Origin of the sequence: Serratia sp. CY55921, from assembly GCF_052167655.1 — a bacterium.
GTDB classification, from domain to species: domain Bacteria; phylum Pseudomonadota; class Gammaproteobacteria; order Enterobacterales; family Enterobacteriaceae; genus Serratia; species Serratia ureilytica.
The window spans coordinates 1,979,689-1,992,176 of the sequence record NZ_JBJNMU010000001.1 but is presented as its reverse complement, the minus strand read 5'-3'; the positions used below and the strand labels follow the sequence as shown (position 1 = coordinate 1,992,176).

Genomic DNA, 12,488 nt, shown 5'->3' with positions numbered 1-12,488 from the left:
GGGTGTTATCGGGCGCAGAAGTGCGCCGCCAATCCCTGTTCCAGCTCGTCCAGCAGCTGATAGCGGCGGCGATACTCGGCGCGCTTCTTGCTGGCGATCTCTTCGATCGGCTTGCGGGCGATGCGTTCGGGCAGCAGGAAATAGCCGCTGTCGAGCGGTTTGGCGCCCATCGACAGCCAGAACTGATCGTAATCGGCGTGCAGCTTGTCCTTCTTCTTACTCTGGTAGCGCCAGTTTTGATAGATATGGGTGGCGTTGCCGACCGCCACAATCTGGCGGATGCCGAGGTGCCGCGCCAGCGTGCAGATGCCTTCCAGCACCAGCCGTTTAGGGAACAGGCCGTGACACTCTTTGGTGGTGTGCTGGATCTCGGCGTGCGGCACGTCATGGTTCGCGCCCTGCAGGCCGCCGATGAACAACGTCGGCTGCTGCTGATAATGCATCAGCGCAAAGGTGATCTCCGCCAGCATCACGCCGTTGGCGTTGCGCAGCAGCAGCGTGGCTTCCCCTTCCTTATTCAGTTTGTCGATCGCCGCCAGCTCCAGCGTGATCGGCGCTTCGTTCTTGCCCATCGCGCTGGCCAGCACGAAGGCGTGCGGGCCGAGGTGGCCGAGGCGCATCTTCAGCGGCATGCGCTGTACGATGAGATCGTAATGATCGCGCAGGGCGAACAGGCATTCGATCTTGCTCATGTTGGCCGCCAGGTAGGGACGATGCAGTTTGCACGGCAGGTTCGGCTGCGCGCTCAGGATCTCCTCCAGCAGCGGATTGCTGGCCAGGGTGCTGAGCAGGCCGCTGGTGGTGCGCCAGTTGAGCAGCGAACGGCCGAGAAACTTCAGGCGAAACGAGGTTTTTTTCCAGGCGTTGCTTGGCGCCTTTTCGCCATTGATCAGCGCCGTCATCAGTTGCCAGCCGTTAAGCGGCCGGGCGGAGGCGAGTGGGTAGCTGAGCTGTGACATGATGAAATCCTTGGCTGTGTTGAATGGCGCTATTTCATCAAGGCTTCACTAAACGGGAGTTCAATGCCGAACTGTAACCAAGCGTGTCTCCACATTGTGTTGAGCTAAGGTTTAGTTATTCCCTACGGTGCGTGCTAATTTAGCTCCGCCGCCGCAATGGGCGGTCGATATTCACAAGCACAGGCAGGTCAATTTTGACAGGGTTTAAAGGACATAAACGCCGCTGGATACTCGCACTGTCGGTGATTGCGGCGATTGCCGCGGCGGCCGTTTGGCACTTCCGCCATCCGGCGCCGACCGATTTCAAAACGGTAAAGGTCACCAAGCGCGATCTGCAGCAGAACGTGTTGGCGACCGGCCAGCTGGACGCAGTGCGCAAGGTTGACGTCGGCGCGCAGGTCAGCGGGCAGTTGGAAAAGCTGTATGTCGAGATCGGCGACAAGGTGAAAAAAGGTCAGTTGCTGGGGGTTATCGATCCGCAACAGGCGCAGAACAGCATCCGTGAAGGCGAGGCGACGCTGCGCGAGCTGCATGCGCAGCTGCTGCAGGCGCAGGCGGAACAGCAGCTGGCGGCGGTTACGCTGCAGCGCAACCAGGCGCTGGCCAAACTGCAGGCGGTATCGCGTCAGGATCTGGATCAGGCGGCGACGCAGCTGGCGGTGAAGAAGGCGCAGGTAGGCACCATCAATGCGCAGATCGCCCGCAACCAGGCCAGCCTGGATACCGCCAAGATCAATTTGGCCTATACCCGCATCGAAGCGCCGATGGATGGCGACGTGGTGCAGATCACCACGCTGCAGGGCCAGACGGTGATCGCGGCGCAACAGGCGCCGAACATTCTGACGCTGGCGGATCTCGGCACCATGCTGGTGAAGGCGCAGGTCTCGGAGGCCGACGTCATTAACCTCAAGCCGGGTCAGAAGGCCTGGTTCACGGTGCTGGGCGATCCGACCCGGCGCTTCGACGGCGTGCTGAAAGACATTCAGCCGACGCCGGAAAAGGTCAACAACGCCATCTTCTATTACGCGCGTTTCGAAGTGCCCAACCCGGAAAGGCTGCTGCGCTTGCAAATGACGGCGCAGGTGCACATTCAACTGGCCGGCGTCCAGCAGGCGCTGGTGATCCCGCTGGCGGCGCTGGGCGATCAGATCGCCGACAATCGCTACCACGTTTCGGTGCTGAAACAGGGCAAGGAAGAGAAGCGTGAGGTGGCCATCGGCCTGCGCAACAATATCGATGTGCAGATCCTCAGCGGGCTCGAGGCGGGCGATGAGGTGATCGTCAGCCGCGGCGGCGTGGAGGCCGGCTGATGGCGGCGCTGTTGCAGCTGAACGGCATCCGCCGCAGCTACCGTTCCGGCGAGCAGACGGTGGAGGTGCTGAAGGGGATCAGTCTGAGCATCGACGCCGGTGAAATGGTGGCGATCATGGGGGCTTCCGGCTCCGGCAAATCGACGCTGATGAACATTCTCGGCTGCCTGGACAAGCCGAGCGCCGGCGTCTATCGGGTGGCCGGCCAGGACGTGGCGACGCTGAGCGACGATGCGCTGGCGCAGCTGCGGCGCGAGCATTTCGGCTTTATCTTTCAGCGTTATCATCTGCTGCCGCACCTGAGCGCGGCGCATAACGTCGAGGTGCCGGCGGTGTACGCCGGGCTGGGCAAAGCGGCGCGGCGCGAACGGGCGGAGGCGCTGTTGCGCCGTCTGGGGCTGGGGGAGCGCGTCAACTATCGGCCGAGCCAGCTTTCCGGCGGCCAGCAGCAGCGCGTCAGTATCGCCCGCGCGCTGATGAACGGCGGGCAGGTGATCCTGGCGGATGAGCCGACCGGCGCGCTCGACAGCCATTCCGGCGAAGAGGTGATGGCGATCCTCAAACAGTTGTGCGCCCAGGGCCACACGGTGATCCTGGTGACTCACGATCCGGCGGTGGCGCGTCAGGCTGAACGGATCATCGAGATCCGCGACGGCGAAATCATCGCCGATTCCCGTCCGGCGCCGTCGGAGGATGCCCAGGCCAAGCCGCTGACGCTGGCCGCCGCGGCGCCTTCCTGGCGGCAGATGGGCGGCCGCTTTCGCGAAGCGCTGGTCATGGCCTGGCGCGCGATGGCGGCCAACAAGATGCGCACCGCGCTGACCATGCTCGGCATCATTATCGGCATCGCCTCGGTGGTATCGATCCTGGTGATCGGTGACGCCGCCAAGCAGATGGTGCTGGCGGACATCAAATCGATCGGCACCAACACCGTCGATATCTACCCCGGCAAGGACTTCGGCGACGACGATCCGACCTACCGGCAATCGTTGAAATACGGCGATCTCGACGCGCTGCGCGAACAGCCGTACATCAGCGCGCTGTCGCCGAGCATCAGCAGCAGCATGCGGCTGCGGCTGGGCAACGTCGACGCGGCGGCCAACGTCAACGGCGTCAGCGAGCAGTTCTTCCGCGTGTACGGCATGAGCTTTACCCAGGGCGTCGGCATCGACCCGATGCAGGTGCAGTCACAGGCGCAGACGGTGGTGATCGACGCCAATACCCAACGGCGGCTGTTCCCGCACCAAAAAAACGTGGTGGGCGAGGTGATCCTGGTGGGCAACATGCCGGCGACGGTGGTCGGCGTGGCTAAAGAGAAGCAGTCGATGTTCGGCAGCAGCAAGACGCTGAACGTGTGGGTGCCATACAGCACCATGGCCAACCGGCTGATGGGCAACAGCTATTTCGATTCGATCACCGTGCGCATCCGCGACGGCTACGACAGCAAGGAAGCGGAACAACAGCTGTCGCGTCTGCTGACGTTGCGCCACGGCAAGAAGGATTTCTTCACCTATAACATGGACAGCCTGGTGCAAACTGCGGAGAAAACCACTCGCACGCTGCAGCTGTTCCTGACGCTGGTGGCGGTGATTTCGCTGGTGGTGGGCGGCATCGGCGTGATGAACATCATGCTGGTGTCGGTGACCGAGCGCACGCGTGAGATCGGCATCCGCATGGCGGTGGGCGCGCGTTCCGGCGATGTGTTGCAGCAGTTTCTGATCGAGGCGGTATTGGTTTGCCTGGTGGGGGGGGCGCTGGGGATTACGTTGTCGTTCGCTATCGGTTTGGCGGTGCAGCTGGTGTTGCCGGGTTGGCAGATCAGTTTCCCGCCGGCGGCGTTGCTGAGTGCGTTCCTCTGTTCCACCGGCATCGGCGTGGTGTTCGGCTATCTGCCGGCGCGCAATGCCGCGCGGCTGAATCCGATCGATGCGCTGGCACGCGAGTAAGTCACAGGCATAAAAAATGCCAGTCACACGGCGGCTGGCATTTTTATCGCAGTCAGAGTCAGTGCAGCGCGACGCTGCCGGAAGCGTTTAGGACAGCGCCTCGCTTTCCACTGGCACAATAAGACTGGCATGGTTGCCTTTGGGCCCTTGATGCACGTCAAAGCTGACCTGCTGGCCCGCCTTCAACGTTCTGTAACCATCCATCTTGATTGTGGAATAATGCGCGAAAATATCTTCGCCGCCGCCGGCTGGGCAGATGAAGCCAAAACCTTTGGCGTTGTTAAACCATTTAACAGTACCCGTCTCCATGCTTTTACATCCCTCGCAACGCTATTTTAAGTGAGATGAATAACTGATGTCGCACTCGCCGTGGGCGAGTAGCAGGGTGGACAAGGGGTGGTTAAAAGACCACCAGCCACGAATTTACACTCTAGAGCAAATGATCGGGGCGTCAAGGGATCGGCTTTTGTCGGCGGGGAGCAGTTCACCAAAGTTTGAAGCAGGTAACGCTATTGCCACGATTCAGTCACAATTGGCCCGTTTTTTTGCGCACGTTACAGTGCGGCGGGACGATGCCGAAGATGATAAAATAGTAACTATCCCCACTTTGAATAACCGAAACCTGTCCCCATATCAGAGGGCAGAGCAGAGAAGATGAGCAGCGATGGGCAATAACAACGATTGGCTAAACTTTGAACACTTGGCCGAAGAAAAACAAATCGATGCGGTAAAACCGCCGTCTATGTATAAAGTTATACTTAACAACGACGATTACACACCGATGGAATTTGTGATTGACGTTCTGCAAAAGTTCTTTTCTTATGATATTGAACGCGCAACGCAACTGATGCTCACGGTCCACTATCAAGGCAAGGCGATCTGTGGTGTTTTTACCGCCGAGGTGGCGGAAACCAAAGTCGTCCATGTGAACCGGTACGCAAGGGAGAACGAGCATCCGTTGCTTTGTACGCTGGAAAAAGCCTGAATAAGGCAATCTATTGGGGAGGTGCTTATGCTCAATCAAGAACTGGAACTCAGTCTCAACATGGCTTTCGCCAGGGCGCGTGAGCACAGACACGAGTTTATGACCGTGGAGCACCTGTTGCTGGCGTTGCTGAGCAACCCTGCCGCGCGAGAAGCGCTCGAGGCATGTACGGTGGATCTGGCCGCGTTGCGCCAGGAGCTGGAAGCCTTCATCGAACAAACCACACCGACGCTGCCCGCCGGCGAAGAAGAGCGCGACACTCAGCCGACGCTCAGCTTCCAGCGCGTGCTGCAGCGCGCGGTCTTCCATGTGCAATCCTCCGGCCGCAGCGAAGTGTCCGGCGCCAACGTGTTGGTGGCTATTTTCAGCGAGCAGGAATCGCAGGCGGCCTATCTGCTGCGCAAGCACGACGTCAGCCGTCTCGACGTGGTGAACTTCATTTCACATGGCACGCGTAAAGACGAGCCGGGCCAAGCGCCGAATGCGGAAAACCCGGTGAACGAAGAGCAGTCCGGAGGGGAAGACCGTATGGAAAACTTCACCACCAACCTCAATCAGTTGGCCCGTGTGGGCGGCATCGATCCGCTGATCGGCCGCGATCGTGAGCTGGAGCGCGCGATTCAGGTGCTGTGCCGTCGTCGTAAAAACAACCCGCTGCTGGTCGGCGAATCCGGCGTGGGCAAGACTGCCATTGCCGAAGGCCTGGCCTGGCGTATCGTGCAGGGCGACGTGCCGGAAGTGATGGCGGACTGCACGCTGTATTCGCTGGATATCGGTTCGCTGCTGGCCGGCACCAAATACCGCGGCGACTTCGAGAAACGCTTCAAGGCGCTGCTCAAGCAGCTGGAACAGGATCAGAACAGCATCCTGTTCATCGATGAAATTCACACCATCATCGGCGCCGGTGCGGCTTCCGGTGGGCAAGTGGATGCCGCCAACCTGATCAAACCGCTGCTGTCGAGCGGCAAGATCCGGGTGATCGGCTCGACCACCTACCAGGAGTTCAGCAACATCTTCGAAAAGGATCGCGCTCTGGCGCGCCGTTTCCAGAAGATCGATATCACCGAACCGACGGCGGAAGAGACCGTTCAGATCATCAACGGCCTGAAGGCCAAGTATGAAGCGCACCACGACGTGCGTTATACCGCCAAGGCGATCCGCGCCGCGGTGGAGCTGTCGGTGAAATACATCAACGATCGCCATCTGCCGGACAAGGCGATCGACGTGATCGACGAGGCGGGCGCCCGCAGCCGGTTGATGCCGGCCAGCAAGCGCAAGAAAACCGTCAACGTGGCCGATATCGAATCCGTGGTGGCGCGTATCGCTCGCATCCCGGAGAAAACGGTGTCGGCCAGCGATCGCGACGTGCTGAGAAACCTGGGCGATCGCTTGAAGATGCTGGTATTCGGCCAGGATCAGGCGATCGAAGCGTTGACGGAAGCGATCAAGATGAGCCGCGCCGGTCTGGGCCACGAGCGCAAGCCGGTCGGCTCCTTCCTGTTCGCCGGGCCGACCGGGGTCGGGAAAACCGAGGTCACCGTACAGCTGGCCAAGGCGATGGATATCGAGCTGCTGCGTTTCGACATGTCCGAGTACATGGAGCGGCATACCGTCAGCCGTCTGATCGGCGCGCCTCCGGGCTACGTCGGTTACGATCAGGGCGGGCTGCTGACCGATGCGGTGATCAAGCATCCGCATGCGGTGGTGCTGCTCGATGAGATCGAGAAGGCGCACCCGGACGTGTTCAACCTGCTGCTGCAGGTGATGGACAACGGTACGCTGACCGACAACAACGGCCGCAAGGCGGACTTCCGCAATGTGATCCTGGTGATGACCACCAACGCCGGTGTGCGGGAAACCGAACGCAAGTCGATCGGCCTGGTGCAGCAGGACAACAGCACCGACGCGATGGAAGAGATCAAGAAGGTGTTTACGCCGGAATTCCGCAACCGTCTGGACAACATCATCTGGTTCAACCATCTGTCTACCGAGGTGATCCAGCAGGTGGTCGACAAGTTTATCGTCGAACTGCAGGCGCAGCTGGATGCGAAGGGCGTCTCGCTGGAAGTGAGCGACGAAGCGCGCGACTGGCTGTCGGTGAAGGGCTACGACCGTGCGATGGGCGCTCGTCCGATGGCGCGCGTCATGCAGGAAAACCTGAAGAAACCGTTGGCCAACGAATTGCTGTTCGGTTCGCTGGTGGACGGCGGTTCCGTGAAGGTCGAGCTGGACAAGGACAAGAAACAGCTGACTTACCACTTCCTCAGCGCCGCCAAGCGCAAGGCGGACGAAGGCGCGGTGCACTAAGGCTGCCTTCAGGCAAAGAAAAAGCGATGCTTCGGCATCGCTTTTTTTATGGGTGAGATTCACCGTACAACAGAAACGAGTGAGCCCTCTCAGTTTACCTGCGCACCTGCAACCCGTTGTTTAACGTCGCTGCGGGGGTAAACGGAAAGGGCTCCCGAGGGATTACATCCTCGATGCCGCCAGCGTGTGGCGCGCGGTGAGCCGATTAACGGCTACGGAAGACAATGCGGCCTTTGCTCAGGTCGTACGGGGTCAGCTCTACAGTGACTTTGTCGCCCGTCAGGATGCGGATATAGTTTTTACGCATTTTACCGGAGATGTGTGCGGTTACCACGTGCCCGTTTTCCAATTCAACGCGGAACATGGTGTTGGGCAGCGTATCAAGAACGGTGCCCTGCATTTCAATATTGTCTTCTTTGGCCATCGAATCCTCTAGGTCTAACTACCTTAGTTTTTAACCGGCAAGATAATGCCGAAAAACCCCCATTATGTAAAGATGTGTCGGTGAACATTGCACCGTTTCCATCAATTAGTTTACTGGATAGGGCGGTTCAACCGGCTGTGGGGATATGACTTGCGGCTCCCAGCACGCCGGTGCCAAAGGCCGCCGTTGAAGGGTGCTGAGCTGCTGCAAGAATTGACGGCGCGGAATTTCACGCGCGCCAAGGCGGGCAGTGTGAGCGTTCAGCACCTGGCAGTCAATCAATTCCCCGCCATAAGCGGCAAAATGGCGGCAAAAGGCCATCAATGCGCATTTTGAGGCGTTGGTGACGCGGCTGAACATCGATTCGCCGCAGAACAACGCGCCCTGCGCCACGCCGTACATGCCGCCAACCAGTTGATCATCCTGCCAGACCTCCACCGAGTGCGCGTAGCCGAGGCGATGCAGATGCTGATAGGCGCGCTGCACCTCCGGGCCGATCCAGGTGCCTTCATCCGGCCGGTGGGCGCAGGCGGCGATCACCGCGGCGAAGTCGTGATTGAGCGTGATGCGAAACGGATCGTGGCGCAGAAAGCGTTTCAGGCTGCGGTTAAGATGAAACTCGGCCGGGAACAGCACCGCACGCGGGTCGGGCGACCACCACAGGATGGCCTCTCCCGGCGAATACCAGGGGAAGATGCCGCGCTCATAGGCCGCCAGCAGCCGCGGCGCCGTGAGATCGCCGCCGATCGCCAGCAGGCCATTGGGATCGCGCAGGGCGCCCTCAGGCGAGGGAAACGCCAGCGACTGGGGGGAAAGCTTAACGATGCGCATACAGGGTCTCTGCGTCCTCTACGGGCCGATTAAGGCGCCAGGTTGCTGATACGGTTGCGAAAGCGGGCATAGCGGCCCTGCTGGCGCATCAGGTCCGCGTGATTGCCCTGTTCGACAATCCGGCCGTCGTCCATCACGCAAATGCGGTCGAGATGTTCCAGGCCGTACAGGCGGTGCGTCACCAGGATCAGCGTCTTGCCCTGACAATGCCGGCGCAGCAGCGCCAGGATCTGCTGCTCGGTTTCGGCGTCCAGCCCTTCGGTCGGTTCGTCAAGCAGCAGCAGCGGGGCCGGATGCAGCAGCGCGCGGGCGATGCCCAGCCGACGCTGTTCGCCGCCGGACAGCTGCCGGCCGCCTTCGCCGAGCCAGGCGTTCAGCCCGCCGTCGCTGTCCAGCAATTTGCCCAGCCCCACCTGCTGCAGTACGTCACTCAGGCGAGCGTCGTCGGCATCCGGTGCGGCCAGCCGCAGGTTTTCCCGCAGCGTATCGCTGAAGATATGCACTCGCTGGCTGACGACCGTGGTCATTCGGCGCAGCGTGGTTTCATCATAATCCTCCAGCGGTTCGCCGTTGAGCAGAATTTTGCCGCCGTCGGTGCGCCAGGCGCGGGTCAGCAGCTGCAGCAGGGTGGACTTGCCGCAGCCGGTGCGGCCGAGCAAGGCGATGTGTTCGCCGGCCGCCACCTCAAGCGTGACGTCGCGCAGCACCGGCTGCGGCTGATCGGGGTAGGTGAAACTCAACTGCTGCAGGCTGAGCTGCGCCCGGTCGGCAGCGGCCGGGCCGGCGGCAGGGAAGGTGACTTCCGGTTGGCGATCGATGATCTGTTTGACCCGCGTGGCGGAGGCGATCACCTGACCGAGATGCTGGAAGGCGCCGGCCACCGGCATCAGCGCTTCGAACGACGCCAGCGCGGCGAAGACAAACAGCGCGATCAACGCGCCGGGTTGGGTATCGCCGCCGATGCCCGCAGCGGTCAGCCACAGCAGCAGCGTCACCGTCAGCCCGCTGGCGAGGATCATCAGCGCCTGCGCCTTGCCGCTCAGCGAGGCCTGCTGCCACTGGCGGCGTTGCCACCGCTGTTCGGTGGCGTTCAGCGTCTTGCGGAAGTCGTTGACGGCGCCGAACACCACCAGTTCCGCCTGCCCCTGCAGCCAGGCGGTCAGGTCGGTGCGGTATTGACCGCGCAGCGCGGTGAGTTGGCCACCGATCGGTTTGCCGGCGCGATAGAACACCGGCGGCACCAGCAGCAGCAGCAGCAGCAGAATGCCACCCAGCGTCAGGGCGAGTGCAGGATCCAGCCAGCTCAGGCCGTAAGTGACGACCAGGATCACCACCGCCGCGCTGATCAGCGGCGAGATCACCCGCAGATAAAGGTGATCCAGCGTGTCCACGTCCGCTACCAGGCGGTTGAGCAGGTCGGCCTGGCGGAAACGGGCGATGCCGCCCGGCGTCAGCGGCAGGATCTTGCTGAAGGTGAACACCCGCAGGTGCGACAGCACGCGGAAGGTGGCGTCGTGGCTGACCACACGCTCGGCGTAGCGCCCGGCGGTGCGGAAGATCGCCGCGCCGCGCACGCCGGCGGCGGGCAGCATGTAGTTGAAGGTCAGCAGACCCGCCAATCCGGCCAGCGAAGAGGCGGCCAGGAACCAGCCGGAGAGCGCCAGCAGGCCGATGCTGGCCAGCAGGGTGACGATCGCCAAAATGATGCCCAGGCTAATCAGCAGGCTATGGCGGCGATACAACGCCAAAAACGGCAGCAACACGCGCATGATTAAAGCTCCCCGCGGCGGTGGGCGATCAGAGTGGCGAACAGGCCCGGTTGGGCGCTGAGGGTGGCGTAATCGCCCTGTTGCACGATACGCCCGTTATCCATCACCCAAATCTGATCGTAGTCTTCGGTATCTTCCAGCTGATGCGTCACCAGCAGGGTGGTTTGTTGATGCGAAGCGGCATTCAACGCCTGCATCACCCGTTGTTCGCTATGGGCATCGAGGCTGGCGGCCGGTTCATCGAGCAGCAGCAAGCGGCGCGGGCCGATCAGCGCCCGGGCGACCGCCACGCGCTGCGCCTGGCCGACCGACAGGCGGGCGGCGTTATCGCCCACTTCGGTGTCGAGCCCCTGCGGCAGATACGGCAACAGCTCGCTGACGTAGGCGTGTTCCACCGCCTGCTGCAGCTGCGCTTCGTCGGCCTGCGGGCAGCCCAGCAGGATATTGGCGCGCAAGGTTTGCGCCGGCAGGTGCGGGTTTTGCCCGACCCAGCTCAGCTGCTGCCTCCAGTTCTCTGCGGACAGGTCACGCAGTTCGATGCCGTTGACGGTCAACGATCCACGGTAGGGCAGGAAGCCGAGCAGCAGATTGAGCAGCGAACTTTTGCCGGCGCCGCTCAGCCCGACCAGCGCCACGCGCTGCTGCGGTTGCAGGGTGAAACTCAGCGGCCCGGCCAGCAACACGCCGTTCGGCGACAGAATTTCCAATTCGTTCGCCTGTAGCGTCAGCGATTGATCGGCGGGCAACTTCCGCGTGCCGTTGCCCATCTGCTCGCCTTCGGCGCTGAGGAAGGTTTCCAGCGCTTCCGCCGCGCCGACCGCCTGCGCCTTGGCATGATAGAAGGTGCCGAGATCGCGCAGCGGTTGGAAGAACTCCGGCGCCAGAATCAGCACCAGAAAACCGGAAAACAGCGTTACGCCGAGGCCATAGCTGCCGAAGTTGAGTTCGCCGAGGTAAGAAAAGCCAAAATACACCGCCACTACGGCGATGGAGATCGACGCGAAGAACTCCAGCACGCCGGAGGAGAGGAAGGCCATGCGCAGCACTTCCATGGTGCGGCTGCGGAAGTCTTCGGAGGATTTGGCGATCTGCGCGGTTTCGGCCTGCGCGCGGTCGAATAGCCGCAGGGTGTCCAGGCCGCGCAGGCGGTCGAGGAAGTTACCGCTCAATCGCGCCAGCGCCACAAAGTTGCGGCGGTTGGCGTCGGCGGCCCCCATGCCCACCAGCGCCATAAACAGCGGGATGAGCGGCGCGGTCGCCAACAGAATCAAACCGGCGGCCCAGTTGATCGGGAAGACGGCGATCAAGATCAGCAGCGGGATAAACACCGCCAGATACATCTGCGGCAGATAGCGCGAGTAATAGTCCTGCATATCCTCGATCTGCTCGACGATGATGCTGGCCCAGCTGCCCGCCGGTTTGCCCTGGATCCAGGCCGGCCCGAGCTGCTGCAGCTTATCCAGCACCTGCCGGCGCATGCGCTGGCGGATCACCTGCCCACACAGAAAACCGACCCGTTCCCGCAGCCAGCTCAGCAGCGCCCGCAGCGCGAACGCGATGGCCAGCCAAATAAACGAAGGGATCAGTTGCTCACGCGGGGTATGTTCGATGATCAGGGCGTGCAGCAGGCTGGCCAGCAGCCACGCCTGCGCCACGATCAGCAGGCCGCTGAACAGCCCCAACAGCATGGAAAGGCGCAGCCAACGCTGCGCTAACGAACTCTGGGTTTTAAGCCAACGGGTTAACTGTTGCTGTCTGGTTTTTTTCATCAGATATGCGTCTGCGTCGCCGGCGCCCGTTTGTTACGGGCTGGGTTAACGTACTGTTAAATAATAGTGTTTGGCGCAATCGGCGACAAACAAGCGAGGCCTCATGTTACCTCGTGACCCGGCAGACTGAAAAGAATAAAGCGGGCAAATATGGCTATAACAGATGGGAGAGAGAGATTGCTGAACCC

Annotated in this window: 10 protein-coding genes; 4 read left to right on the top strand and 6 right to left on the bottom strand. The window is 61.5% G+C overall.

Going from position 1 to position 12,488, the window contains the following annotated elements:
• Positions 1–5: 5 nt before the first annotated feature.
• On the bottom strand, positions 6–959 hold the full coding sequence (locus ACJ8M3_RS09655; RefSeq protein WP_033642547.1) for a VirK/YbjX family protein: 954 nt from the start codon (positions 957–959) through the stop codon (positions 6–8).
• Between the two features lie 194 nt (positions 960–1,153).
• Between ACJ8M3_RS09655 and macA the strand changes: the two genes are divergently transcribed.
• Both macA and macB read left to right on the top strand, forming a co-directional pair.
• Positions 1,154–2,269, top strand: coding sequence for a macrolide transporter subunit MacA (gene macA, locus ACJ8M3_RS09650; protein ID WP_442514651.1), 1,116 nt, complete (start codon positions 1,154–1,156; stop codon positions 2,267–2,269).
• Positions 2,269–4,215 carry a macrolide ABC transporter ATP-binding protein/permease MacB gene (macB, locus tag ACJ8M3_RS09645; protein ID WP_033642549.1) on the top strand — a complete coding sequence of 649 codons (1,947 nt, stop codon included), beginning with the start codon at positions 2,269–2,271 and terminating at the stop codon, positions 4,213–4,215. Before macA ends, macB begins: the two co-directional genes overlap by 1 nt.
• Before the next feature lie 87 nt (positions 4,216–4,302).
• Here the strand turns inward: macB and cspD are convergent, their stop codons facing one another.
• The gene (cspD, locus tag ACJ8M3_RS09640) at positions 4,303–4,524 is read right to left on the bottom strand and encodes a cold shock-like protein CspD (protein ID WP_004928349.1); all 222 of its coding nucleotides are present in this window, start codon (positions 4,522–4,524) and stop codon (positions 4,303–4,305) included.
• A gap of 355 nt (positions 4,525–4,879) precedes the next feature.
• Between cspD and clpS the strand changes: the two genes are divergently transcribed.
• Entirely contained in the window at positions 4,880–5,200 is a 321-nt protein-coding gene (clpS, locus tag ACJ8M3_RS09635) for an ATP-dependent Clp protease adapter ClpS (protein WP_004928347.1), read from the top strand.
• Positions 5,201–5,227: 27 nt separating this feature from the next.
• Positions 5,228–7,507 (top strand): ATP-dependent Clp protease ATP-binding subunit ClpA, encoded by a 2,280-nt coding sequence (gene clpA / locus ACJ8M3_RS09630; RefSeq protein ID WP_004928343.1) that lies wholly within the window; start codon positions 5,228–5,230, stop codon positions 7,505–7,507.
• A 205-nt stretch (positions 7,508–7,712) separates the two neighbouring features.
• On the opposite strand, the gene infA is transcribed toward clpA, so the two are convergent.
• From infA to cydD, 4 genes are all read right to left on the bottom strand, one after another.
• Positions 7,713–7,931 (bottom strand): translation initiation factor IF-1, encoded by a 219-nt coding sequence (gene infA, locus ACJ8M3_RS09625; protein WP_002211347.1) that lies wholly within the window; start codon positions 7,929–7,931, stop codon positions 7,713–7,715.
• A gap of 105 nt (positions 7,932–8,036) precedes the next feature.
• The gene (aat, locus tag ACJ8M3_RS09620; RefSeq protein WP_033650663.1) at positions 8,037–8,762 is read right to left on the bottom strand and encodes a leucyl/phenylalanyl-tRNA--protein transferase; all 726 of its coding nucleotides are present in this window, start codon (positions 8,760–8,762) and stop codon (positions 8,037–8,039) included.
• Positions 8,763–8,791: 29 nt separating this feature from the next.
• The gene (cydC, locus tag ACJ8M3_RS09615) at positions 8,792–10,531 is read right to left on the bottom strand and encodes a heme ABC transporter ATP-binding protein/permease CydC (RefSeq protein ID WP_198772162.1); all 1,740 of its coding nucleotides are present in this window, start codon (positions 10,529–10,531) and stop codon (positions 8,792–8,794) included.
• A gap of 2 nt (positions 10,532–10,533) precedes the next feature.
• Positions 10,534–12,300, bottom strand: coding sequence for a heme ABC transporter permease/ATP-binding protein CydD (gene cydD, locus ACJ8M3_RS09610; RefSeq protein ID WP_102948074.1), 1,767 nt, complete (start codon positions 12,298–12,300; stop codon positions 10,534–10,536).
• Positions 12,301–12,488: the final 188 nt, after the last annotated feature.

What these genes read in the sequence shown, in the direction of transcription:
- ACJ8M3_RS09655 (WP_033642547.1), bottom strand. Translation starts at nt 959, where the DNA reads ATGTCACAGCTCAGCTACCCACTCGCCTCCGCCCGGCCGCTTAACGGC.
- macB (WP_033642549.1), top strand. Translation starts at nt 2,269, where the DNA reads ATGGCGGCGCTGTTGCAGCTGAACGGCATCCGCCGCAGCTACCGTTCC.
- cspD (WP_004928349.1), bottom strand. Translation starts at nt 4,524, where the DNA reads ATGGAGACGGGTACTGTTAAATGGTTTAACAACGCCAAAGGTTTTGGC.
- clpS (WP_004928347.1), top strand. Translation starts at nt 4,880, where the DNA reads ATGGGCAATAACAACGATTGGCTAAACTTTGAACACTTGGCCGAAGAA.
- clpA (WP_004928343.1), top strand. Translation starts at nt 5,228, where the DNA reads ATGCTCAATCAAGAACTGGAACTCAGTCTCAACATGGCTTTCGCCAGG.
- infA (WP_002211347.1), bottom strand. Translation starts at nt 7,931, where the DNA reads ATGGCCAAAGAAGACAATATTGAAATGCAGGGCACCGTTCTTGATACG.
- aat (WP_033650663.1), bottom strand. Translation starts at nt 8,762, where the DNA reads ATGCGCATCGTTAAGCTTTCCCCCCAGTCGCTGGCGTTTCCCTCGCCT.
- cydC (WP_198772162.1), bottom strand. Translation starts at nt 10,531, where the DNA reads ATGCGCGTGTTGCTGCCGTTTTTGGCGTTGTATCGCCGCCATAGCCTG.
- cydD (WP_102948074.1), bottom strand. Translation starts at nt 12,300, where the DNA reads ATGAAAAAAACCAGACAGCAACAGTTAACCCGTTGGCTTAAAACCCAG.